This window comes from Enterococcus sp. BWR-S5 (assembly GCF_016745255.1).
GTDB lineage: Bacteria > Bacillota > Bacilli > Lactobacillales > Enterococcaceae > Enterococcus_L.
This window is the reverse complement of record NZ_JADOEQ010000003.1, coordinates 157,598-178,591: the sequence shown is the minus strand read 5'-3', so window position 1 is coordinate 178,591 and position 20,994 is coordinate 157,598. Positions and strand designations below refer to the sequence as shown.

Here is a 20,994-nt window from a genome sequence, read left to right as displayed (position 1 = left end):
CTCCTTAAATTAAAGCGCAGTAGAGATAATTCGATAAAGTACTTTATAAAACAAGTAAGCAGGAACGCAACCAAGTAGAAAAAATATGAGTGTAAGGTCTGAGAATCTGGCTATTTCGTTCGCTGTTTCTTGCTTGTCTAACTGTTCCACCAACGCAGTCAAATTTAAATCTATTGATTCCAGAAGCTCCTTATTTTGATCGCTCGCACTTTCCGAAAGTTCGTCTAAACTTTCTAAAACAGACAATCTAAACGTTGATAACTCCTGTTTCTCAATCTCGTTTGTTTCAGCTTGAGAAGCTTCCTGTTCTGCTTTCTCAGCTTGTTCGATTTCACGTGCTTCTTTTTCAGCCTGTTCAGCTTCCAATTTTTCGGAGGCTAACTTCTCATTCTCAGTAGCAAGTTCTTCTCTTTCGCTATTTTGACGTTGAAGTTCTTTTTCATACAGTTCTTTAAGCGTTGTAATTTCACTTTTCAGCTCGTTCAAATCTTCCTTAGTGACTTCGCTCATATCTTAGCTCACGACGGTTACAGACTTACATGTAAGATTTTGATTGAAACCGTTTCGTGACAAATCAAGCTCTACTTTACAAGGTTTTCCCATGACACCAGCGTCAACAAAATCACTTGTAACAAAAAACTCATACCGTTCATACTTCGCAGGGTCAGCAACGTACAGAAGTGTAAACTCTCTTCCAGTCTTATTGCTTTTCTTCGTTTCTGTACCTTGGTAAATTAATTCTCCGTCATTTGATAACATTCGCATTCCCCTTTCTATCTGATATATATATTAAACACTAAAAAGCGTGTAATACCGTTCGTATTTTGTTCGTATATATTTAGTACAATTAGCAAAACCAATTCTCGTTTGGGCATTCTAACGCTTTAACGTTTAAGTTAACGCATTAGTATTAACTAATATCAGATTAACACAATTGCGTTAATTGTCAACACTAAAATGTTAATTTTTATCTAAAAATTGGTTATAATTACATAGTAAGGAGGGAAGTAAAATGGCTAACGAAGAACACGAGCTAATAGTACAACGAATACAATACTATTTGGACGAACAAAACATAACACAAAACAGACTCGCTCAATTAGCAGGTATAAGTCAATCTACCCTAAATGCGTTAATGAACAGAAGCACAGCAATTCCAAAAGTCACACTAATTCATAAAATATGCCTTGGATTAGGTATTACTGTTAAAGAATTTTTTGATTTTCCACCCTACAATTCTATCGATGAAGAAGTCTCTGAAAAAGAACTTGGTCAAACTTTAGTGAGTATCAAACGTGAAATAGCAGCATTAGAAAAAAAACTAGCAGACAGACACTCAAATAACCTTGATATGGGAGTTGATTAATATAATAAACCGAAACAACTTCAAAAAGATTAAAGGCAGTATAATCAACTACGCAAGCATTGAGGATATTATCGAACTAGCTGAACTATTGAAAGAGCGTAAAAAGATTTTAGAGCTACAACACGAAGCAGAAAAAAGCGGTTTAATAATCAAAAAATTAGTAAAGAAAAAAGACTAGCACATTCACGTGTTAGTCTCTTTTTGGTTCAAATATTAAATAACATTCTATATATTATACGAAGTTGTTTTATACCAGTTTTGAACCTGTTTTGCATTAAACTTATTGCGGAGTTTGCTAGATAAGCCAATCAGTAAACCATGCTACTAATTGAACTAGCAGAACTATAAGCCCTACAACAAGCCCGAACAGCAAAGCGAACCAGTCCTTTTTTCGTCTTGCACGATATTCTGCTGGAGTTTCTTTTCTTCTGTTAAATCTAAGACGTGCCAAAATATTTCCACCTTTACTATTCTTAGTTAAGTATATTATACACTACAAATAATAAAACTAAGCAGAAAACTCAATACAGCACCCACGCAAAAAACTATTACAATAAATTCTAGAGCAATTCTAAATCTATCTTTTTGCATTCCGTCCACTGGCTATAATTCCTTTCCTTCAATACGACGAATTATCTTATCATTTTCTATCAGCATTTCAATAACGTCGCTTTTTGTCCATTTTTTGTCCCAACCATATAATTTCTTGTTTTTTTCGTCAGCAAGCTTTTCTAAATATTTCCATGATGAATCGTAAAGCGTAACATTCGCCCTTGTTTTCCCTTTTTTTATACCCATTCTCTTGCACGTCCTTTTCTTTTCTAAGTCCTTCAGCAAAAAGTGAGTCACCACTCCTGAACAAGTGAGCCACTTTTACCTTCAGAAGAAAGTGAGACACCTTTTGCCGGTGGCAAGTGACCCACCTTTATCCAGGATAAAAGCGAGCCACTTTAAATCGATTTTCATAATTGAGCTGAAAGCTCCACAATTCTCAAACACAACAAACATATATATACCGCAACTATTCCCATAAAAACAAGTACATTATCTTCTTCATTCAATGTCCTACACCCCTTTCACAATTCATTAAATAGACACTTGTGCAATTCTTTAACAACATTATCTGTAGATTGTTTATCTATGATTATATTTGCGTGTGAAGCTTCTTCTATGATTCCCTGTAGTAACATTTGAATATCCGAATCTGTTAAGTTGATTCTTTGTGATTGGATACGTTTCAACAAGGTGTCAAGGGCAGTATCAGCGCCATATACGAAGAAATCACGCATATATAACATTAGTTCAGCCTTATCGGGTCCATGATTCTCTAACCAGTTTTCTTTTTTCTTAAGTGTGGGCTTATCAGATTCAATCAGTAGTTTCGTCTCTTTCGCACCGTTTAGAAACTCTTTCCACCACTTTGCATTATCACGCCGAGAACGGTTTTTATCTCCTGTAAGGGTAACAAATCGATAATGGGCAGATAAAATGCCTGCCCAAAGATCCGCAAGCGCCCGACCGTCAGCAAGTTCTAAAACAGCCATATGTGCCTTATCTCCAAATAACCGAAGTTCCCACCTTGTCCAATTCTCAACGTCATACTCTTCTTTGGCTCGGTCGAAACGTTCCCCTTTTTTGTCGTATATATTAAGCTGTTGTGGCTTGTCTCCAATGTAAATACTAGCGTTGAAATCTGTCCCAGTTTTTGTGTTAATCTTGTTATACCGCTTTACATTCCCCCGATAAATCAATGTTTTCTTATAGATTTTTTCAAGTAAAAACTGCCATGTATATCTTGAATTTATGAAGTCCTGAGCGATATCACAACGAGTAAAACGAGCACCAGCCGATACTAATTCTTGGATAGTGTTATACCATGTCCATTTACGGTTATCAGACCACCGAAATAGTTCGAACTGTCTGCAAGCTTGACCGCTAAGATTGACTGTAATACCTGAGTTCATACCGTTCTCAATGTCTGCTTGAGTAGAATAATACACATGGATATGTTCGAATTTCGCAGTATTTCCATAGTGATATTTGCGACCAACACCGCCAGATTCAAAAATGAAGTCTCTAAAATTCATATGAAGAATTTCATTGATAAATTCATAAACGTCCATTTCCAAATTGAAACTAGCAGTTAAAAAGTCAAGTGTGATATAGCGAACTTCTTTTGTTTTAGCTGATATCTCTTTCATAAAAAGCCCCCGTTATGTTTTTTTGGCAGTAGTCTTGCCATTAACAAACCCCTGTATCTCTTGTGCCTGTAGGTGTGTACCTACTAACTATGTATTGTAGACCCCCTTGTTAATGTGTGGGGGTCAATCAAAAATCTGTTATTTTATCTTTGTTCTGTCTAACGTCGTCAAGCGCAACCGCTTTGACGAGGCGACCGCCTGACAGATTCGGAAGTCCCTTCCCAATCCGCCCGACCGTCGAATGTCAAGTGTTGACTAAATCACGAACAAAGTAGCAAGCCGTTGACACAAAACCGTATCTGTTGGACACCATTCCCACATTGGAAGAATCGAAGATTCAGCTTGACCTTATCGCCTTTTTTCAACTCGGAAATATCGTACTTGTTCGCAATGCTTAAGCTGAAAATTTCACGAGATTCAGGAAAGCGAAACTGCAATGTTTGAGTGCGCCACCTTTGGCCGAATCGATTTATTTCGGTAACCAGCGACTTATGTACGATGACATATTCATATTCCGTATACATGATTACACCTCGTTTTGAATAATGACAACATTCCGAGGGTTATTCTTTTCTTCTTTTGCCTGTTCCTGCAATGTCTTAATAACTGCATAACTGTCAAAGAGTTCTCTTAGTTCGTCAGTTTGAACGAATTTCAATGTTCTAATACGGTGCAAACGTCGCTTCTCTCGTGGTTTATCAATGTTTTGACTATATTCTTCGGCGTCGTAGAACCGAGCTTTTGTATAACGTTTCAGCAAGGTGTTACATTCAACAACTTCAAAGCATTGTTCTCTCAGAGCCTTGGAAACACGTGTAAATACTTGGCTAGTACCGAGTATCTTTATTTTTTGTTTCCGCTGTTGTGTAACGATTTTGAGAACGTCCCTAGAAACTTTACTGAAACTATCAAAATCATTTTGAATTTCGTCCCAAAGAATCAAGACACCTGCCTTCTTCAATCCTTTGGCAATCAAAATAGCTTCTGGAATATCGGCTAAAGATTTTAGTGCCATATCAGCATGAATATAGCCGAAGTTAGAACAGATAAATATATTTTCATGTTTCTCTCTCAGGCGTTCAGCTTCAAATACCATACTCATGGTTTTACCGCTTCCTTGTCGCCCTGTAAACAACGTAAGACCAAACTCATTAAAAGGACGAATCCCCTGCTTTATGAGCCCCCTATAACGCTTATAATCGATATATTTGTATTTAATAAGTTTAAGAGCATTTCCCATTCAAACACCCCTTTCTTTGAGTTTTAAATCTATATAAACTATTTCCGTTATAGTTGGTAAGGTCTAAAATGCTTACCTGCTCGCGCAGGTCTGCATTTTTAGATCCTTATCCCCCTATAAATGGAATTTTCTTTATTATGAAATTGAAAATCTTCAAAATAAATTGGATATTTTGAACAGCGAGAAGCACAGCTATAGCAGTAACCATGGTGCCGATTGGGAAAAAATAATCAGCAAGCCCTAAGAACTCAGAAAAGGCAGTAGTGTCAGGCATTTCAAAATTGAAGTCTATAGCAGGAATTAAAGAGAGAAACAAATCAACAAGACCAAATATAAGCTTGAAAAACAACTCAATTATCATTGATAAGGTCCCCCTGTCCTGTCAGTTTTCTATACAGGTAAATCGCAACAATAAACCAGATAAAAAGTGAGATTACAGCACGAAACTTCGGAACATATTTATCAAGTGCCGGCTTTCCTTCGTTTGCGTCGAAACTCACACCCATGAACTCAAAGCTTACAGCGTTTAGAAAATCTGTTTCTGTAGGTGTGAAAGCTGATTTTATCTGCCCGCTTAAATCTAAAATGAATGAAAATTTACCAGTGAATTTATCACTTATATCACTAAAACCGTCGTCTAAAAAGTCAAGATTTTCAGGAACAATCAGGCTTATAAGAAGTTTCGAAAGCTCCAGAAGCAAATTAGATAATGTTTCAATAATCTCCGCAGTTGCTTTTATGACTTCTCCGCTTAAATCAAAAATACCGTCAACCAATTTCCCTAGAACGTCCCAAATGTTAGTACCAGCTTCATTAGTAATATTCTGAAAAATATCTCCAAAATCAATACTTCTTAAGGCTTTTATAATTTCGTCCAGCTTTTTTATAATGTCACTTGAATTACCACCAGTAATATTTCCTGTATTCGTCGCTATTTGTTTTATCCAGTAAAACAAGCCTGTACTTGTCGTCCCTTGCACAAAATTAGAATAGAGCTTGAAGGCACTCAATAAAGCGCTCAAGTCTTGACCTATTTGTTTTATCCAGTAGAACATGCCTGTACTCGCAGTCCCTTGCATGAAATTAGAATAGAGCTTGAAAGAGCTAGATAAACTGCTCAAATCTTGACCCATTTGTTTTATCCAATAGAACATGCCTGTACTTGTCGTCCCTTGCATAAAATTAGAAAAGTTCGTAAAACTGGTTGCATACGATGAAAGGTCTTGACTAGTCTTTCTAACCCAATAAAACATACCTGTAGAAGTCGTTCCCTGCATAAAACTGGAATAGCTGCCAAAGCTCGTTGCATACGTTGATAAGTCCTGACTGGTCTTTCTAACCCAATAAAACATACCTGTAGAAGTCGCTCCCTGCATGAAATCAGAGAAGCTTGTGAATGCTTTTGAATAACTACTAAAATTATTCGATAAAGTGGATAAAACGTAATATAGTTCATTGTGCTTAGTCACAAGTAACTTCGCTTCAACAAGTAACGCCCTTAAAATGTCAGCTTGACTGGAAAACATAGTCGTTAGACTCACTTCAAAGCTTAACCACTGCCGACTGATAAAATCTTCTATATTCTTCCCGAAGTCATAAAATAACTTGTCGAAAAAATTGAACAGCGAATCTAATAATGAGTCTATTATTCCGCTCCAGAATCCCCCTTCGTCGTCATTCTCCGTCCCCGACGCTCGATATTGAATAACTTCCGTAGTGTAATAGTATCTCGGTTCTGAATCGCTTTGAACGCTAGATATACCGCTCTCAGAAGATACAGACAAATAGCGAATATTACCGTCAATACTGTTAGCCTCAGCAACAATGAAGCCAGAAGTTCGAAAAAAGGGATAAATACCACAACTACCAATAAAAGTAGTCCTATCATAATTTTCTTGAATGCTTTCATGTGATTCTCCTTTCCAAAGAAAAAAGGCTAGAGCCTAAACTCTAGCCCACTAATAAATTAAGCTCGATTGATAAAGCCTTTGATTAGGGCAAAACCTTTTTCAGCAACGAATGACACTGCCATGATTGAAGCACCGACACCAACGGCAATAGGTACGATTGATGTAATACCTGTAACAACAGGCTCAAACATTTCAGCAGTAATAATGGCTCCTAGCATTTAAACACCTCCTTAAATTAAAGCGCAGTAGAGATAATTCGATAAAGTACTTTATAAAACAAGTAAGCAGGAACGCAACCAAGTAGAAAAAATATGAGTGTAAGGTCTGAGAATCTGGCTATTTCGTTCGCTGTTTCTTGCTTGTCTAACTGTTCCACCAACGCAGTCAAATTTAAATCTATTGATTCCAGAAGCTCCTTATTTTGATCGCTCGCACTTTCCGAAAGTTCGTCTAAACTTTCTAAAACAGACAATCTAAACGTTGATAACTCCTGTTTCTCAATCTCGTTTGTTTCAGCTTGAGAAGCTTCCTGTTCTGCTTTCTCAGCTTGTTCGATTTCACGTGCTTCTTTTTCAGCCTGTTCAGCTTCCAATTTTTCGGAGGCTAACTTCTCATTCTCAGTAGCAAGTTCTTCTCTTTCGCTATTTTGACGTTGAAGTTCTTTTTCATACAGTTCTTTAAGCGTTGTAATTTCACTTTTCAGCTCGTTCAAATCTTCCTTAGTGACTTCGCTCATATCTTAGCTCACGACGGTTACAGACTTACATGTAAGATTTTGATTGAAACCGTTTCGTGACAAATCAAGCTCTACTTTACAAGGTTTTCCCATGACACCAGCGTCAACAAAATCACTTGTAACAAAAAACTCATACCGTTCATACTTCGCAGGGTCAGCAACGTACAGAAGTGTAAACTCTCTTCCAGTCTTATTGCTTTTCTTCGTTTCTGTACCTTGGTAAATTAATTCTCCGTCATTTGATAACATTCGCATTCCCCTTTCTATCTGATATATATATTAAACACTAAAAAGCGTGTAATACCGTTCGTATTTTGTTCGTATATATTTAGTACAATTAGCAAAACCAATTCTCGTTTGGGCATTCTAACGCTTTAACGTTTAAGTTAACGCATTAGTATTAACTAATATCAGATTAACACAATTGCGTTAATTGTCAACACTAAAATGTTAATTTTTATCTAAAAATTGGTTATAATTACATAGTAAGGAGGGAAGTAAAATGGCTAACGAAGAACACGAGCTAATAGTACAACGAATACAATACTATTTGGACGAACAAAACATAACACAAAACAGACTCGCTCAATTAGCAGGTATAAGTCAATCTACCCTAAATGCGTTAATGAACAGAAGCACAGCAATTCCAAAAGTCACACTAATTCATAAAATATGCCTTGGATTAGGTATTACTGTTAAAGAATTTTTTGATTTTCCACCCTACAATTCTATCGATGAAGAAGTCTCTGAAAAAGAACTTGGTCAAACTTTAGTGAGTATCAAACGTGAAATAGCAGCATTAGAAAAAAAACTAGCAGACAGACACTCAAATAACCTTGATATGGGAGTTGATTAATATAATAAACCGAAACAACTTCAAAAAGATTAAAGGCAGTATAATCAACTACGCAAGCATTGAGGATATTATCGAACTAGCTGAACTATTGAAAGAGCGTAAAAAGATTTTAGAGCTACAACACGAAGCAGAAAAAAGCGGTTTAATAATCAAAAAATTAGTAAAGAAAAAAGACTAGCACATTCACGTGTTAGTCTCTTTTTGGTTCAAATATTAAATAACATTCTATATATTATACGAAGTTGTTTTATACCGGCACTTGTCAATATTAAATGCAACATCTTAAGTAAATCTTAATAACGTTCTTAATAGTTTTCATTATACAATTTTGTTCCGCTTTTTTCAATGGTTTGTTTGGAAATGCTTTTCATTGAATAACATTGTTTTCATGTTTTAGCGTATTCCAAATGGAATTTATGGTTCGCTGATCTCCATTTGAATAGCTTTCTTGGCCGATCATTGATCTCGTTTGTTGATTGATCGATCTTTATCTGAGATACCTTATTAAAATCTGTAGGCTTTGGAAAATACTCTCTGAGCAGCCCGTTATGGTATTCGTTTGACCCACGTTCATGTGGCGCATATGGATGTGCATAATACGTTTTAATACCATAGGTATTCTCCATGTGTTTCACATTATTGAAGTTCACAAATTCAATTCCACGATCACAAGTGATTGATTTCACGCCGGTTGGATACATTTCGACGAGACGTTCCATTGCAGCCAACATACAAGCACTGTCCTTTCGAGTCATTTTAATGGCCACATAGTGTCGTGATTTGCGTTCTACGAATGTAGCTAGACAAGTTTCTACACCACGCTTGGAAAGCACTGTATCAGCTTCCCAGTGCCCAAAATCAGTTCTTAGAATCGTTGCTTCAGGTCGATCAGTGACCAGACGATTCTCATAGAATTGCGGTGATGGGGTTTTCTTCAGTAATCTACCGCTATATTTTCTCCGGTATCTCTTCCCTTTCAGTCGCAGCTTCTTTATTGGAAATTTGATCAAACCAGAGTAAATCCAGTTATAGATGGTATTTGTAGACACATTGATGCTACGTACACCATGAGCGATTTGTTCCGGAGAGTATTTCTTCTTCAGGTATTTCAAGATAGTTTTTGTATTATGTACTGTTGCTTTGGTAGTGGTTCCGCAGTTTCTTTTTCTCATGCCAGCCAAATTCCCAGCACTTGAAGCCTGGTAGCGCAATGCTGCCAGGCTGTTTGCTTTTCTCTCTTCACTGTTTCTCCGGATCTCCCTGGAGATTGTTGAACGATGCCGGTCTAAACGTCGAGCGATTTCAGCTTGTGATAACCCTTCGTCCAAATATGCTTCAATTTTTCCCCGATCTTCTGCTGTTAAGTGATTGTAGCTCATTTGAATATTTCTCCTCTCAAATACTTGTAGTAAGATTGATATTACATTCACACTGTGAAAAAACAAGGCTACATTGTACTCATAGCCCCGTTTATAGCTAATTTTGAAAAATTTCTATTTATCCTTTTGGAGCAGCTGTATGATTTCTTTAGGTTTTGCTACACGGCCACTTACGACTACTTGATCGTCAATAATAAGACCAGGGGTCTTTAATACACCTGTTTTAACGATTTCGGCCATGTCTTCAATTTTAGTAACCGTTGGTGTGATTCCCAACTCAGAAATAGCCGTTTCTACGTTCTCTCTTAGCTTCTGGCAGTTTTTGCAGCCAGGACCTACTATCTTTATATCCATGTCTTCTCTCCTTTGTAATCACTCTATAGAGGTACGCTATTGAAAATAAAACCAATCAATAGAATACCAACAATACAGATAGCGATGAATGTCTTTAAAAGTTTAGGTTTTACTACTCTGCTTAACATAATTAAAGAGGGTAACGATAATGTTGTGACAGACATCATAAATGCCATAAGAGTTCCAACAGGTACTCCCTTTGAAAACAATGCTTCTGCGATAGGCAGCACACCAAAAATATCGGCGTAGATTGGCGCACCAATTAATGTAGCCAATATCAATCCGAGCGGATTATTGTTACCTAAAATTGTTTGAATGAAGCTTGTAGGAATCCAGTTATGAATCAATGCACCGATACCGACTCCTACAAGGACATATGGCCAAACTTTACCGGCAACTTCCTTTACTTGTTCCCAGCCGTAGGCAACTCTTTTCTTGAAATCATACGTTTCAGTTTGGCTAAGTCCTTCTTCCATTTCACGAATATAGTCTTGAATCTCATTCTCCATATGCAACTTATCGATAAGTGTTCCGCCGGCTACAGCTAAAATCAGTCCTAAGACTACATACGCCAGGGCGAACTTCCAACCAAAAAAGGACATTAACATGATGATTGATGCGATATCAACCATTGGAGAAGAGATCAGAAACGAAAAAGTAACTCCTAAAGGCAAACCAGCTGTTGTGAAACCAATGAATATCGGTATACTTGAACAGCTGCAGAAAGGTGTCACGGTTCCCAATAAAGCCCCAAGAAGGTTGCCTTTCCACCCCTTTAAACCACCTAAAAGAACTTTGGTTCTTTCCGGAGGGAAAAACGTCTGAATGTATCCCATAAAAAATATTAGGACCGTTAATAAGATGAATATCTTAATTGTGTCGAAAAGGAAAAACTGAAGACTTGCTCCAACCTTACTCTCAACAGAAAGGCCAAACAACTCGACAAATTTTCCAGCTAAATCATTTAACCAGACCATTTTGAAGATCTGGTCACTAATCCATGTCCACATGCATAGTACAACCCCTTAACTCATGAATTGAGCGTAGTGGCTAACTCAATCATGCGTTTTTCAATTTCGTCTCTTGTTTGCTGAAAAGCAGCCGTTATTTCTTCTTCTGACCCAGTTACTTTCGCAGGGTCTTCTAAATCCCAATGCTCATGTACACTTCCTTTGGGAATGACAGGGCATTTGTCAGCGGCGTCTCCGCAAAGCGTGATAATTAAATTTGATTGATTGAAATACTCCGGATCGATCAAATCAGACGTTTGGGAGGAAATATCGATACCCGCTTCTTTCATGGCTGAAACAGCCCTAGGGTTTAGACCGTGGGTCTCAATGCCGGCACTATGAACTTCCCATTGCTCCCCTAAATATTTTTTTGCGAAGCCTTCAGCCATTTGACTGCGACAAGAATTTCCTGTACATAAAAAGTAAATCTTCTTCATTAGTTGTCCCCTTTCTCTGCTGGAAACCAGCTGCGTGTATGATTAACCATTTTTACCAATAACAACATAACTGGGACTTCCGTGAGTACACCAACCGTTGTGACAAGAACGACAGGTGAATTAACACCAAATAGTGTAATTGCTACAGCGACAGATAGTTCAAAAAAGTCTGAAGCACCAATTAAAGCTGCCGGAGCTGCCACATTATGTGGTTGTTTCGTCCATTTACAGGTAAAATAAGCAAAGTTTGCTGTGATAACGTTCTGTAAAACCAATGGAACAGCGATCATAAGCACATGCCAAGGATTGTTCAATATAATGTCTCCTTGGTAGGTAAAAATGATTACTAGGGTCAGTAGTAGTCCAATGGTCGTGATCGTGTCAAACTTAGGTAAGAATTTTTGGTTGAAATACTCGATGCCTTTTCGTTTGATCATAAAGTATCGAGTGAATGCTCCCCCAACCAATGGAACCACGACAAACAGAACCACTGAACCAAAAAGAATGTTCCAAGGAACGAACACATTGTTCACACCTAATAGGAATGAAACGATCGGTACGAAAAGTACAATAATCAGTAGGTCATTGACAGATACTTGGACCAACGTGTGAGCTGGATCTCCTTTTGTTAGATTAGACCAAACAAATACCATTGCGGTACATGGTGCTGCACCCAACAAAACAGCTCCGGCGACATAATCTTTGGCCAAGTCAGCTGGTATGAAATTACTGAAGACAACATAGAAGAAAAATGAAGCTAATCCGAACATAAGAAACGGTTTGATCAACCAGCTAGTTATACTGGAAATCAATATTCCTTGATACGTCTTTCGAACGTTTAAAAGAGATTTAAAATCGATCTTCAACATCATAGGAAAAATCATGACCCAAGTCAGAACAGCGATCGGTATGTTTGTATTCAATACTTGATAGCTTTCTAATCGATCTGCTACACCTGGTAAAAAAGTACCAATGAGCATACCGGCAGCCATACATAAAAGTACCCATACCGAAAGGTATTTCTCGAAGAAATCAATCCCAGGTCTTTCTACTGCTTCATTATTAACATTATTCATTTCAAAGGCTCCTTAAGTTCGTTTGATTTAGCTTACAGTTGATTCACTTAGAAGCAACCCTTTTAGATCGGATAAAAATTGCTGAACAAATTCTTCCTGTAAAGAGTAATGATGCCACTGGCTCCTTTTTTCTACTTTCACGATGCCAGCCTTTTCGAGTATCTTCATATGATGAGATAACGTAGGCTGAGTAAAATCAAAGTGTTCAAGTACGTCACACGCACAAAGAGATTCGGCAGCAGAAAGAAGATCAATGATTTTAAGGCGCTTAGGATCAGCTAAAGCTTTGAGAATGACAGACGTCTGTTCATATTTTTCCATAAAGGTTCCCCCTATTTTATAAGATAGATAATTATCTATATATAATATAGACGAATATCTATGTATCGTCAACAGTTTCTGTCTCAATACTTCTATCTTTTTTATTCCATAACAAAAACACCCAACAAGAGTATGCTGAGTGTTGCATTTTATTCTGACATGTAGGAGTTGTTTTAAATATAGATATATGTATAGTAATTAGTTAGCTAATCAAAAAGCAACACTACGCAGCTCACATAGCATTGCTTTTTAGTGAATCTTTGAATTTGTTGATTCCTTTCAATTGTACTAAGTTTTACTGCTTGAAAACCTAGACACTATCTATAAACATATAAAGTTACGAATTGACTGTTGCAGCTAATTCAATTATACGTCTTTCAATTTCGTCTCTTGTTTGCTGAAAAGCTGCCGTTATTTCTTCATCTAATCCAGTTACTTTTGCCGGGTCTTCTAAATTCCAATGCGTGTGAATACTTCCTTTTGGAATGATGGGACATTTGTCAGCTGCGTCTCCACAAAGCGTGATAATCAAATTTGATTGACTAAAATACTCTGTATCAATCAAATCAGATGTTTGCGAAGAAATGTCAATTCCTGCTTCTTTCATAGCCGAAATGGCTCTAGGGTTTAGACCGTGAGTCTCAATGCCGGCACTGCGAACTTCCCATTGCTCCCCTAAATATTTTTTTGCAAAACCTTCAGCCATTTGACTGCGACAAGAATTTCCAGTACATAAAAAGTAAATTTTCTTCATTCAGTGTCCCCTTCCTTCGCTGGAAACCAGCTGCGTGTGTGATTAACCATTTTTACTAATAACAACATAACGGGTACTTCTGTAAGTACACCCACCGTTGTCACAAGAACTACTGGTGAATTAACGCCAAAAAGTGTGATTGCTACAGCGACAGATAGTTCAAAAAAATCTGAAGCACCAATCAAAGCTGCCGGAGCAGCCACATTATGTGGTTGCTTTGTCCATTTGCAAGTAAAATAGGCAAAGTTTGCTGTAATAAGATTTTGTAAAACCAATGGAACAGCAATCATGAGTACGTGCCAAGGATTATTTAATATAATGTCTCCTTGGTAGGTAAAGATGATGACCAATGTCAGTAGTAGCCCGATGGTTGTTATCGTGTCAAATTTAGGTAAGAATTTATGATTGAAATACTCAATTCCCTTTCGCTTAATCATAAAATATCGAGTGAACGCTCCCCCTACCAATGGAACTACGACAAAAAGAACTACTGAACCAAAAAGAATATTCCAAGGAACGAATACATCGTTCACGCCTAATAGGAATGAAACGATTGGTACGAAAAGCACAATAATCAGTAAATCATTGACAGATACCTGTACCAATGTGTGTGCCGGATCTCCTTTGGTTAGATTGGACCAGACAAACACCATTGCGGTACAAGGTGCTGCACCCAGCAAAACAGCTCCGGCGACATAATCTCTTGCCAAGTCAGCTGGTATAAAGTTGCTGAAGACAACATAAAAGAAAAATGAAGCTAACCCAAACATAAGAAACGGTTTGATTAACCAACTGGTTATGCTTGATATCAGGATTCCTTGATATGTCTTTCGAACGTTCAAAATGGATTTGAAGTCAATTTTCAACATCATAGGAAAAATCATGACCCAAGTTAATACAGCGATTGGTATATTGGTATTTAACACCTGGTAGCTCTCTAATCGATTCGCTACACCTGGTAAAAAAGTACCAATGAGCATACCAACAACCATACACAGAAGTACCCATATAGAAAGGTACTTCTCAAAGAAATCAATCCCAGGCCTTTCTGCTGTTTCATTATTAATAGTATTCATTTCAAAAGCTCCTTGAGTTCGTTTGTTTTAGCTTACAGCTGATTCACTTAGAAGCACCCCTTTTAAATCAGATAAAAATTGCTGAACAAATTCTTCCTGTAAAGAGTAATGATGCCATTGGCTTCTCTTTTCTACTTTCACGATGCCAGCCTTTTCGAGTATCTTCATATGATGAGATAAAGTAGGCTGAGTAAAGTCAAAGTGTTCGAGTACGTCACACGCACAAAGAGACTCTGCAGCAGAGAGAAGGTCAATAATTTTAAGGCGCTTAGGATCAGCTAAAGCTTTGAGAATGACAGACGTCTGTTCATATTTTTCCATGGAGGTTCCCCCTATTTCGTAAGATAGATAATTATCTATGTACAATATAGACGATTATCTATATATCGTCAACAGTTTCTGTCCTATGCCTTCTATTATTGTTATTCCATGACAAAAACCCTAGTCTTAAGATTAGGGTTTTTTGCGCTTTATTCTGAAGTGTTGGCCTCGTTCCAAAGATAAAATATAAAACTCTTAATTACTTGAATAGTTTCTAAATAATGTTTTTTCCTATTTTATTTTTTTCGAAAAAATAAGGAGTTGTCCATAGTCGGTTGGAACAATTTTGTTCGTATCTTGAAAATGACATTTAAGATATAGATTTATCGCTGGTTGATTTTTAGCATTTACAGCCAGCACAACTTCATTTATTGAGGGGAAAAACTCTCTAATGTATGGACTCAGAAGCTTCAATGAAGCCTGCGCATACCCTTTACCTTGATAGGCATAATTGGTTGAGAAACTTCTGAGTAAAATAGCATGTTCATTTGTTGAATAGGGTTCTACCCCTTGGTTTTTATGAAGTATAAAGAACACTGGCAACTTGTCTTTATCAATCAAAAACAATGGATGTTTGTCCGGATTACTTTTAGCGGATTGGATTGCATCTTTCGGTACTCCTGAAAAAATGGCTTGTTTATCTGGAAGCTGATAATTATTTATTGCTGGTATAAACTCTGGCTGACCACAATATTCTATTAATTCCATGTCTCTTCACTCCTACCAAAAACACCCAACAAGAACATGCTGAGTGTTGTACTCGATTCTACAGATGTGGTTTAGCAAATTTATAAATCTTCTTTCCTAGCTCTCCATAAGTCTGGACGAGTTCATTATGTATATCACACAATTTTTTATTTTTTCCTTTGACTATTTTAACAATGTCTTCAAAGGTACTTTGATTGATATCAGGAAATAATTGCTTAAATTTCTCTTCAAATTCAGTCGTTTTATTACTCTTTTTAGATTTAGAAGGCAAATCTCTTTTTACTTTAATAGTGATATTCATTTTTCTCCAAAAATTTACGACAAAATCATAGCCATAATCATTACTAACAATCGTAAACCCTTGTTTCTCACCAACCTCCTTTGCAATTAAATAGCCCAAATAACTACTTAACTGAAAATCTAGCGCGTTTTGTCCAGAGCATACTTTAATAAGGTACCAATCAGCCAGCGCTATTGCTTGTAGTTGATCCAATGATATTTTCTGACATTTATCTGTATAGAAAATATAAATTTTATCTTGAATAGTAAGTTCTCCAAGCATTTCATGAAAATTCGCAGAGACATTTTCAAAATCAATTAAATAATTCATATAAAATCACCTCTTCTACCACACGACTAAAAAACACTTTCTTTGCTATGTTAAGTCTTCCTTGAATCTCAGATAAAAAAATACATAAACGCAGCAGCCAATACAACAACTAATAAAACTACAAGCAGTACATTATTGCTTTTCTTTGAGTTCTTCGTACTCTTATTAGAATATCGCTTTCTATAATAATCTCTATCCTCAATGCCCATATATATCACACCTTCCGATGCCGTTATTAATTCAATCCAATAAATAGTAATCTACAGCTAGGAAAAGCCTAAAATTTGATTGTATTTCTATTGTATAAATAAACTCCTATAAATACAGCTAATACAATAAGGAGAATAGTAGCAATTGAAACAAGAAATTTATTCGCCCCTCTCTCCTTTTCCCAAGAATATTGCGCCTTTTTTCTTTTTCCCAAAATTGAAAATAATAGTATTCCAATGATGATAAAAAAAGACAGTTCAATAAAAAACAAATTGACCATTTCACCGCTATTAGTAATCCACACATTATCCACCCCTTATTTTACATTTCAAATTAATTATATCATAAAAAACGGATTAAAAAGATATTTAAAAGATATAAATAAATATCATATCAATACATAAGCGTTTTTTTCTTAACATTTTTTATTTATGATGTCTTAACTATTCATTTGATTAATAATTTTCACCATATTTCTATAAACACTTTATGCATATATTTGTTTCATCTACTTTTGATAAGCAGAAAACCTGTTGAAAATGCCCATCATTAATAAATTCCAGAATCAATTCCATCACAAAAAACACCCAACAAGAATATGCTGAGTGTTGTACTTTAATTAGTTTTGCTTGAAGCCTCACTTTATTTCACGAGCCTACTTCAACAGTCAAGCATTCGTTTTCACATATGCTATATAAGAAAGTAAATAGCTGCCTAGAACAAAAACTCCAATTGGGACCAAAAGAATAACAGCAAAATTGTTGATTGGTAAAAGGAGATTGAGTAAGATAATAATCATACCACAAGCCATGCATAATATACCCACTAATTTCTGAGAATAAATCCATGTTTTCTCGTTGCTGATACTCCACACATTTTTAAACCCAAAAGCACTTTTAAAGGAGGCCCTTGGTAATTGATTCCCATAAACAAGTAATAAGATACCTACAAAATATAGTGTAAAATTAGTAGTAATCGTAATGCCTGATTCAGGGAATGATGTGTTGCTGCCCATTCCTGCAAAAAGTATCCAGATGACTAGTGCCTGAAGTAGGAAAACAATAACTGTTGCAAGCGACATAACGAAGCGTCCATTTTTTTGCATGCCCCCCCTCTCCCCTCTTGCAACCCAGAAGTAACAGCCCCAGCCGATAGCAACCGGAATAAGTACAAATACTATCAATTCGTAGCGGCTGCCAAATCGAGCAGGAACGCCATCCAATTCATATTGCCAAGCGAATTGCTCTTTCATAAATGGCAAAAAGCCGAGTAATAGCAATGGTGTTGTAGAGAATATTTTTAGCATAGCTGCCCGTGATTTCATTCTTCCTCATCTCCTTTTATGGTCTTCAGCCAAATGATTAAATTATCAAAAACAGTTGTATTCAACTCGTAATAAATAAAATTTTTATACTTGCTCTCGTAGATTAGGTTTGCTTTTTTTAAAATAGTCAAATGATAGGAAATTGCTGGCTGCGTAACATTAAAGTGGCTCGCGATATCTCCGGCAGACATTCTCCCTTCTTTTAGAAGGTCTAATATCTCTCGCCTCATCGGAACTGCCAAAGCCTTAAAGCTTTCAGATATGCTCATAACATTTCTCCTTGCATCTATTTAAATATTTCTTTAATTAGATTGTATCAGCAAAAGACGTAAGTATCAACTCTATTTAAAAAAACATTTAAATAGAATTGATACTTACGTTTTATATAATATATAGATCCAGCAAGTGTACATGAAATTTAGGGCAACGTCTCTTTGCTTGTACTAAAGACCTATATCCAGTAACCAATCACGCACGTCATCTTTAGAGTCAGAAATATCATTTCTGGAAATTGTAAGTACATTTTCTGTTTCAACTTCTGCATCTGGCTGTAAATTAGCAATAGTAGAGATAGTAGTTGAAAAGCCGCTGCCGCCATGCGTGGAGAATGGGATAATTCTTTTTCCTGATAAATCTGTGTTTTCCAGAAACGTATAAAGAGGTGTCGGAATATCTGACCACCAGATAGGATAGCCAATAAATATAGTTTCGTAATTATCCAAGTTTTCTACAGTAGTGATCAATTCCGGACGAAAATCGCTTGAAAGCTCTTCTTTCACTTGATCTACCAACTTTTCGTGGTTTCCTGGATACGCATTGACAGTTACAATTTCGTGGATATCACTGTTTGTTTCCTCCGCAATCCATTCGGCCATCAATGCCGTATTTCCAAGTATTCGATTATCATATTCTGCTCTGCTTGCACCAGCTACTGCATCTGTTCCTTCAGACTCCGGTTCCGAATAATAAATGATAAGTGTGTTGCTTTGGCTTTGTTTGTTTTGTACAGTTGTAGATTCTCTACTGACTGTTGTCTTTTGTTGATTGCTGTCAGTATCAGCTGAACAACTACCTAGCATAGCCGTTACTAACAGTGTAGTCCCAAAAATAATACTATTTTTCATCAAATCTCTCCCATCCTTTAATACAAAGAGATACACTCTATGTATTAAAGGATAAACGATGAAGTGCACTTCATAGCAACAGTTATTTTGGATATTAGGAAAATAATCAAATTTGCCTCTCACATTTAAAACACACTCCAAAAAATGGCGGAACAGAAAAAAGATTCAACTATTATGCTTAGTTGCTTTCTCTGAGAGTCATTGCACGAGTCAGCATTTGATTAGATACCGTTGAAATAATATCATTTGCTGTTGTGCCGTCTAAAGTCGGTGCTTTAATTGTCATATAAAAAATATATTTAGGGTCTTCTTTTGGTGCGATTTGTACAACGGAATGGAGATAGCTTTGTTTATTATAAATACCATTCTCAGAGAATTCAGCTGTTCCGGTTTTAGCGACGGTGCTGATTCCTTCTATTGCATACTGATTCCCTGTTCCATACTCAGCATCATGAACAACATCACTCATGTATTCCAGCACTCTCTCTGAAACTTCTTTTGAAATTGGTGTTCCCACAACCTCAGGATTTGTTACCTCCTCTGTACCATCCGGATAAGTAATCTTCTCTACTAGATATGGCTTCATCATCTTGCCTTCATTGGCTATTGCGGTATAGGCTTGCTGCATCTGTAAATGTGTCACCGAGATTGCCTGTCCATAAGAAGTCATTGCTCTATCAACAGGTGTTCCGGTCTGAACTGTACCGGAAACTTCATTCGCCACCTTGATATCTGTTGACTTCAAGAAACCGAATAACTCAATATATTCTTGCCATTTTTCAGGCATCCGCTCTTCAAGAGTGACCATGCCTACATTACTTGACCATGCCAAAGCTTGGCGAAAGGTCATTTCTCCTTTTCCTTCACCATTATTCCAATCATTAATTGACACATCATAAAATTCCAGTTGGCCGGAAAGAAAGCGCTCATTCTCATCATAGATTCCTTCTGACATCGCTGCTGCCATGGTAAAAGGCTTCATTGTTGAGCCGGGTTCATAATCCTCTTCCGTTAATAGATTTAGCCACACAGCACTTTCTTCATCCAGTCCTGCCAGTGTTTCTGGTTCAAATGTTGGTCGCTGTGATAATGCTAACAGTTTGCCCGTCTCAGCTTCCATCAAACTCGCCGTAATTAACTGTGGTTTATACTTATCTGCTGTTTCCTGCAATAGCTCCTCTAGCTTGAGCTGCAAAAGACTATCTAAAGTTGTGGTGATAACCGCACCATCCTGTGCAGGCTCTATTACCTGTTCTGTACCTGGAATACTGTTCTGATTCTTATCTTTTTGATAAATGACAGACCCTTCTTTTCCCCTTAAAATGTCATCATAGGCTGCTTCAATTCCCATCATCCCAACCTCTTCATTTTCCGTGATGCTTGTATAGCCTAAGAAATAAGAAGCAAACTTACCATTCAAATATAAGCGCTTCTTGCCCTCCCTAAAGTAGATACCGGAAATCTCTTTTTTCTCTAACTCGTCCTCGATTTTATTCTTTACATCAAAGTTAAGCCCGTTCCCTTTTTCACCAAACTCCACTGTTGTAATTAAATCGCCCGCTTCATTTTTTTGAGGGGTTAGCTGCTTGATAACCAAGCTTTTTTCTATACCGGCATGGGTATGTAAGATATTAGCAATTGTTTCTCTATGTTTTTCCTCTACATATAGTTTTGTCCCGTCTGTCTGTACATATTCTTCGTCCAACACTGCATAGATAGAGAATGAAACGGAATCTTCTGCCAAAATATTGCCGGAGCTGTCTAAAATACTGCCTCTTTTTGCTGAAATTTTGTCCATGCCATTATATAACTCTTTGGTTTTTTCTTTCAGAGATACACCGGAAACCTCATCACTTGCCACGATTTTAATTAGCCTGCCTGCTAATACAACAAATACCAACAGCGTAGTCAGCAATAAAATGATACCCACCATTTTTCTGTTCTTTTGTGGACTATGCTTACTTTTTAATTTCATACCATA

29 protein-coding genes are annotated in these 20,994 nt (G+C 36.9%); 2 read left to right on the top strand and 27 right to left on the bottom strand.

Annotated features, from left to right (window positions below):
- Positions 1-9: 9 nt before the first annotated feature.
- Positions 10-510: a hypothetical protein gene (locus tag IW510_RS05730; RefSeq protein ID WP_202057728.1), complete on the bottom strand. Its 501-nt coding sequence runs from the start codon at positions 508-510 to the stop codon at positions 10-12.
- 3 nt (positions 511-513) lie between these two features.
- Positions 514-759 (bottom strand): hypothetical protein, encoded by a 246-nt coding sequence (locus IW510_RS05725; RefSeq protein ID WP_202057727.1) that lies wholly within the window; start codon positions 757-759, stop codon positions 514-516.
- 253 nt (positions 760-1,012) lie between these two features.
- Here IW510_RS05725 and IW510_RS05720 point away from each other — a divergent pair, with 253 nt between their 5' ends.
- On the top strand, positions 1,013-1,366 hold the full coding sequence (locus IW510_RS05720; protein ID WP_202057726.1) for a helix-turn-helix domain-containing protein: 354 nt from the start codon (positions 1,013-1,015) through the stop codon (positions 1,364-1,366).
- Between the two features lie 603 nt (positions 1,367-1,969).
- Here IW510_RS05720 and IW510_RS05715 read toward each other — a convergent pair.
- The 10 genes from IW510_RS05715 to IW510_RS05670 all read right to left on the bottom strand — a co-directional run bounded on the left by IW510_RS05715 (position 1,970) and on the right by IW510_RS05670 (position 7,702).
- Positions 1,970-2,164 (bottom strand): hypothetical protein, encoded by a 195-nt coding sequence (locus tag IW510_RS05715; RefSeq protein ID WP_202057739.1) that lies wholly within the window; start codon positions 2,162-2,164, stop codon positions 1,970-1,972.
- A 278-nt stretch (positions 2,165-2,442) separates the two neighbouring features.
- Complete coding sequence (locus IW510_RS05710) at positions 2,443-3,567, bottom strand: replication initiation factor domain-containing protein (RefSeq protein WP_202057737.1); 1,125 nt, start codon at positions 3,565-3,567, stop codon at positions 2,443-2,445.
- Positions 3,568-3,827: 260 nt separating this feature from the next.
- Entirely contained in the window at positions 3,828-4,091 is a 264-nt protein-coding gene (locus IW510_RS05705) for a hypothetical protein (protein WP_202057734.1), read from the bottom strand.
- 2 nt (positions 4,092-4,093) lie between these two features.
- Complete coding sequence (locus IW510_RS05700; RefSeq protein ID WP_202057733.1) at positions 4,094-4,807, bottom strand: ATPase; 714 nt, start codon at positions 4,805-4,807, stop codon at positions 4,094-4,096.
- A 106-nt stretch (positions 4,808-4,913) separates the two neighbouring features.
- Positions 4,914-5,168, bottom strand: a complete 255-nt coding sequence (locus IW510_RS05695) for a hypothetical protein (RefSeq protein WP_202057732.1) — start codon at positions 5,166-5,168, stop codon at positions 4,914-4,916.
- Positions 5,158-6,333: a hypothetical protein gene (locus tag IW510_RS05690; RefSeq protein WP_202057731.1), complete on the bottom strand. Its 1,176-nt coding sequence runs from the start codon at positions 6,331-6,333 to the stop codon at positions 5,158-5,160. The genes IW510_RS05695 and IW510_RS05690 overlap by 11 nt, the downstream gene beginning before the upstream one ends.
- Positions 6,334-6,452: 119 nt before the next feature.
- The gene (locus tag IW510_RS05685) at positions 6,453-6,716 is read right to left on the bottom strand and encodes a hypothetical protein (protein WP_202057729.1); all 264 of its coding nucleotides are present in this window, start codon (positions 6,714-6,716) and stop codon (positions 6,453-6,455) included.
- Between the two features lie 57 nt (positions 6,717-6,773).
- Positions 6,774-6,935: a hypothetical protein gene (locus IW510_RS05680; protein ID WP_202057926.1), complete on the bottom strand. Its 162-nt coding sequence runs from the start codon at positions 6,933-6,935 to the stop codon at positions 6,774-6,776.
- A 17-nt stretch (positions 6,936-6,952) separates the two neighbouring features.
- Entirely contained in the window at positions 6,953-7,453 is a 501-nt protein-coding gene (locus IW510_RS05675; RefSeq protein ID WP_202057728.1) for a hypothetical protein, read from the bottom strand.
- A 3-nt stretch (positions 7,454-7,456) separates the two neighbouring features.
- Complete coding sequence (locus IW510_RS05670; protein WP_202057727.1) at positions 7,457-7,702, bottom strand: hypothetical protein; 246 nt, start codon at positions 7,700-7,702, stop codon at positions 7,457-7,459.
- Positions 7,703-7,955: 253 nt separating this feature from the next.
- On the opposite strand from IW510_RS05670, the gene IW510_RS05665 reads away from it, so the two are divergent.
- Positions 7,956-8,309 (top strand): helix-turn-helix domain-containing protein, encoded by a 354-nt coding sequence (locus IW510_RS05665; protein WP_202057726.1) that lies wholly within the window; start codon positions 7,956-7,958, stop codon positions 8,307-8,309.
- Between the two features lie 386 nt (positions 8,310-8,695).
- Here the strand turns inward: IW510_RS05665 and IW510_RS05660 are convergent, their stop codons facing one another.
- The 15 genes from IW510_RS05660 to IW510_RS05590 form a co-directional block, all read right to left on the bottom strand.
- A complete protein-coding gene (locus IW510_RS05660) occupies positions 8,696-9,688 on the bottom strand; it encodes an IS30 family transposase (RefSeq protein ID WP_202057725.1) in 993 nt (330 codons plus the stop codon).
- A 114-nt stretch (positions 9,689-9,802) separates the two neighbouring features.
- Positions 9,803-10,042: a thioredoxin family protein gene (locus IW510_RS05655; RefSeq protein WP_202057724.1), complete on the bottom strand. Its 240-nt coding sequence runs from the start codon at positions 10,040-10,042 to the stop codon at positions 9,803-9,805.
- 23 nt (positions 10,043-10,065) lie between these two features.
- The gene (locus tag IW510_RS05650) at positions 10,066-11,052 is read right to left on the bottom strand and encodes a permease (protein WP_202057723.1); all 987 of its coding nucleotides are present in this window, start codon (positions 11,050-11,052) and stop codon (positions 10,066-10,068) included.
- A gap of 20 nt (positions 11,053-11,072) precedes the next feature.
- The gene (arsC, locus tag IW510_RS05645) at positions 11,073-11,489 is read right to left on the bottom strand and encodes an arsenate reductase (thioredoxin) (RefSeq protein ID WP_202057722.1); all 417 of its coding nucleotides are present in this window, start codon (positions 11,487-11,489) and stop codon (positions 11,073-11,075) included.
- Positions 11,489-12,565 (bottom strand): ACR3 family arsenite efflux transporter, encoded by a 1,077-nt coding sequence (gene arsB, locus IW510_RS05640; RefSeq protein ID WP_202057720.1) that lies wholly within the window; start codon positions 12,563-12,565, stop codon positions 11,489-11,491. Before arsB (IW510_RS05640) ends, arsC (IW510_RS05645) begins: the two co-directional genes overlap by 1 nt.
- Positions 12,566-12,592: 27 nt before the next feature.
- Complete coding sequence (locus tag IW510_RS05635) at positions 12,593-12,886, bottom strand: ArsR/SmtB family transcription factor (protein ID WP_202057719.1); 294 nt, start codon at positions 12,884-12,886, stop codon at positions 12,593-12,595.
- 337 nt (positions 12,887-13,223) lie between these two features.
- Complete coding sequence (arsC, locus tag IW510_RS05630) at positions 13,224-13,640, bottom strand: arsenate reductase (thioredoxin) (protein ID WP_202057718.1); 417 nt, start codon at positions 13,638-13,640, stop codon at positions 13,224-13,226.
- Positions 13,637-14,716, bottom strand: a complete 1,080-nt coding sequence (gene arsB, locus IW510_RS05625) for an ACR3 family arsenite efflux transporter (protein WP_202057716.1) — start codon at positions 14,714-14,716, stop codon at positions 13,637-13,639. The genes arsC (IW510_RS05630) and arsB (IW510_RS05625) overlap by 4 nt, the downstream gene beginning before the upstream one ends.
- Before the next feature lie 27 nt (positions 14,717-14,743).
- Positions 14,744-15,037 carry an ArsR/SmtB family transcription factor gene (locus IW510_RS05620; protein ID WP_202057715.1) on the bottom strand — a complete coding sequence of 98 codons (294 nt, stop codon included), beginning with the start codon at positions 15,035-15,037 and terminating at the stop codon, positions 14,744-14,746.
- Between the two features lie 231 nt (positions 15,038-15,268).
- The gene (locus IW510_RS05615) at positions 15,269-15,745 is read right to left on the bottom strand and encodes a GNAT family N-acetyltransferase (RefSeq protein WP_202057710.1); all 477 of its coding nucleotides are present in this window, start codon (positions 15,743-15,745) and stop codon (positions 15,269-15,271) included.
- Between the two features lie 58 nt (positions 15,746-15,803).
- The gene (locus IW510_RS05610; protein ID WP_202057709.1) at positions 15,804-16,355 is read right to left on the bottom strand and encodes a PIN domain-containing protein; all 552 of its coding nucleotides are present in this window, start codon (positions 16,353-16,355) and stop codon (positions 15,804-15,806) included.
- Between the two features lie 877 nt (positions 16,356-17,232).
- Entirely contained in the window at positions 17,233-17,889 is a 657-nt protein-coding gene (locus IW510_RS05605; protein ID WP_202057708.1) for an SdpI family protein, read from the bottom strand.
- Positions 17,886-18,158 carry an autorepressor SdpR family transcription factor gene (locus IW510_RS05600; protein ID WP_236674620.1) on the bottom strand — a complete coding sequence of 91 codons (273 nt, stop codon included), beginning with the start codon at positions 18,156-18,158 and terminating at the stop codon, positions 17,886-17,888. The genes IW510_RS05605 and IW510_RS05600 overlap by 4 nt, the downstream gene beginning before the upstream one ends.
- Before the next feature lie 174 nt (positions 18,159-18,332).
- The gene (locus tag IW510_RS05595; RefSeq protein ID WP_202057707.1) at positions 18,333-19,013 is read right to left on the bottom strand and encodes a flavodoxin; all 681 of its coding nucleotides are present in this window, start codon (positions 19,011-19,013) and stop codon (positions 18,333-18,335) included.
- 178 nt (positions 19,014-19,191) lie between these two features.
- Positions 19,192-20,988 carry a penicillin-binding transpeptidase domain-containing protein gene (locus tag IW510_RS05590; protein ID WP_202057706.1) on the bottom strand — a complete coding sequence of 599 codons (1,797 nt, stop codon included), beginning with the start codon at positions 20,986-20,988 and terminating at the stop codon, positions 19,192-19,194.
- Positions 20,989-20,994 lie beyond the last annotated feature (6 nt).

Bases quoted from the DNA above. Each gene is read 5' to 3' on its own strand.
- IW510_RS05610 (WP_202057709.1), bottom strand. From the start codon at position 16,355: ATGAATTATTTAATTGATTTTGAAAATGTCTCTGCGAATTTTCATGAA.
- IW510_RS05670 (WP_202057727.1), bottom strand. From the start codon at position 7,702: ATGTTATCAAATGACGGAGAATTAATTTACCAAGGTACAGAAACGAAG.
- arsB (WP_202057720.1), bottom strand. From the start codon at position 12,565: ATGAATAATGTTAATAATGAAGCAGTAGAAAGACCTGGGATTGATTTC.
- IW510_RS05600 (WP_236674620.1), bottom strand. From the start codon at position 18,158: ATGAGCATATCTGAAAGCTTTAAGGCTTTGGCAGTTCCGATGAGGCGA.
- IW510_RS05595 (WP_202057707.1), bottom strand. From the start codon at position 19,013: ATGAAAAATAGTATTATTTTTGGGACTACACTGTTAGTAACGGCTATG.
- IW510_RS05620 (WP_202057715.1), bottom strand. From the start codon at position 15,037: ATGGAAAAATATGAACAGACGTCTGTCATTCTCAAAGCTTTAGCTGAT.
- IW510_RS05635 (WP_202057719.1), bottom strand. From the start codon at position 12,886: ATGGAAAAATATGAACAGACGTCTGTCATTCTCAAAGCTTTAGCTGAT.
- IW510_RS05715 (WP_202057739.1), bottom strand. From the start codon at position 2,164: ATGGGTATAAAAAAAGGGAAAACAAGGGCGAATGTTACGCTTTACGAT.
- IW510_RS05695 (WP_202057732.1), bottom strand. From the start codon at position 5,168: ATGATAATTGAGTTGTTTTTCAAGCTTATATTTGGTCTTGTTGATTTG.
- IW510_RS05730 (WP_202057728.1), bottom strand. From the start codon at position 510: ATGAGCGAAGTCACTAAGGAAGATTTGAACGAGCTGAAAAGTGAAATT.
- arsC (WP_202057718.1), bottom strand. From the start codon at position 13,640: ATGAAGAAAATTTACTTTTTATGTACTGGAAATTCTTGTCGCAGTCAA.
- IW510_RS05720 (WP_202057726.1), top strand. From the start codon at position 1,013: ATGGCTAACGAAGAACACGAGCTAATAGTACAACGAATACAATACTAT.
- IW510_RS05725 (WP_202057727.1), bottom strand. From the start codon at position 759: ATGTTATCAAATGACGGAGAATTAATTTACCAAGGTACAGAAACGAAG.
- arsB (WP_202057716.1), bottom strand. From the start codon at position 14,716: ATGAATACTATTAATAATGAAACAGCAGAAAGGCCTGGGATTGATTTC.
- IW510_RS05690 (WP_202057731.1), bottom strand. From the start codon at position 6,333: ATGTTTTCCAGTCAAGCTGACATTTTAAGGGCGTTACTTGTTGAAGCG.
- IW510_RS05700 (WP_202057733.1), bottom strand. From the start codon at position 4,807: ATGGGAAATGCTCTTAAACTTATTAAATACAAATATATCGATTATAAG.
- IW510_RS05710 (WP_202057737.1), bottom strand. From the start codon at position 3,567: ATGAAAGAGATATCAGCTAAAACAAAAGAAGTTCGCTATATCACACTT.
- IW510_RS05605 (WP_202057708.1), bottom strand. From the start codon at position 17,889: ATGAAATCACGGGCAGCTATGCTAAAAATATTCTCTACAACACCATTG.
- IW510_RS05655 (WP_202057724.1), bottom strand. From the start codon at position 10,042: ATGGATATAAAGATAGTAGGTCCTGGCTGCAAAAACTGCCAGAAGCTA.
- arsC (WP_202057722.1), bottom strand. From the start codon at position 11,489: ATGAAGAAGATTTACTTTTTATGTACAGGAAATTCTTGTCGCAGTCAA.
- IW510_RS05665 (WP_202057726.1), top strand. From the start codon at position 7,956: ATGGCTAACGAAGAACACGAGCTAATAGTACAACGAATACAATACTAT.
- IW510_RS05705 (WP_202057734.1), bottom strand. From the start codon at position 4,091: ATGTATACGGAATATGAATATGTCATCGTACATAAGTCGCTGGTTACC.
- IW510_RS05615 (WP_202057710.1), bottom strand. From the start codon at position 15,745: ATGGAATTAATAGAATATTGTGGTCAGCCAGAGTTTATACCAGCAATA.
- IW510_RS05680 (WP_202057926.1), bottom strand. From the start codon at position 6,935: ATGCTAGGAGCCATTATTACTGCTGAAATGTTTGAGCCTGTTGTTACA.
- IW510_RS05590 (WP_202057706.1), bottom strand. From the start codon at position 20,988: ATGAAATTAAAAAGTAAGCATAGTCCACAAAAGAACAGAAAAATGGTG.
- IW510_RS05650 (WP_202057723.1), bottom strand. From the start codon at position 11,052: ATGTGGACATGGATTAGTGACCAGATCTTCAAAATGGTCTGGTTAAAT.
- IW510_RS05685 (WP_202057729.1), bottom strand. From the start codon at position 6,716: ATGAAAGCATTCAAGAAAATTATGATAGGACTACTTTTATTGGTAGTT.
- IW510_RS05675 (WP_202057728.1), bottom strand. From the start codon at position 7,453: ATGAGCGAAGTCACTAAGGAAGATTTGAACGAGCTGAAAAGTGAAATT.
- IW510_RS05660 (WP_202057725.1), bottom strand. From the start codon at position 9,688: ATGAGCTACAATCACTTAACAGCAGAAGATCGGGGAAAAATTGAAGCA.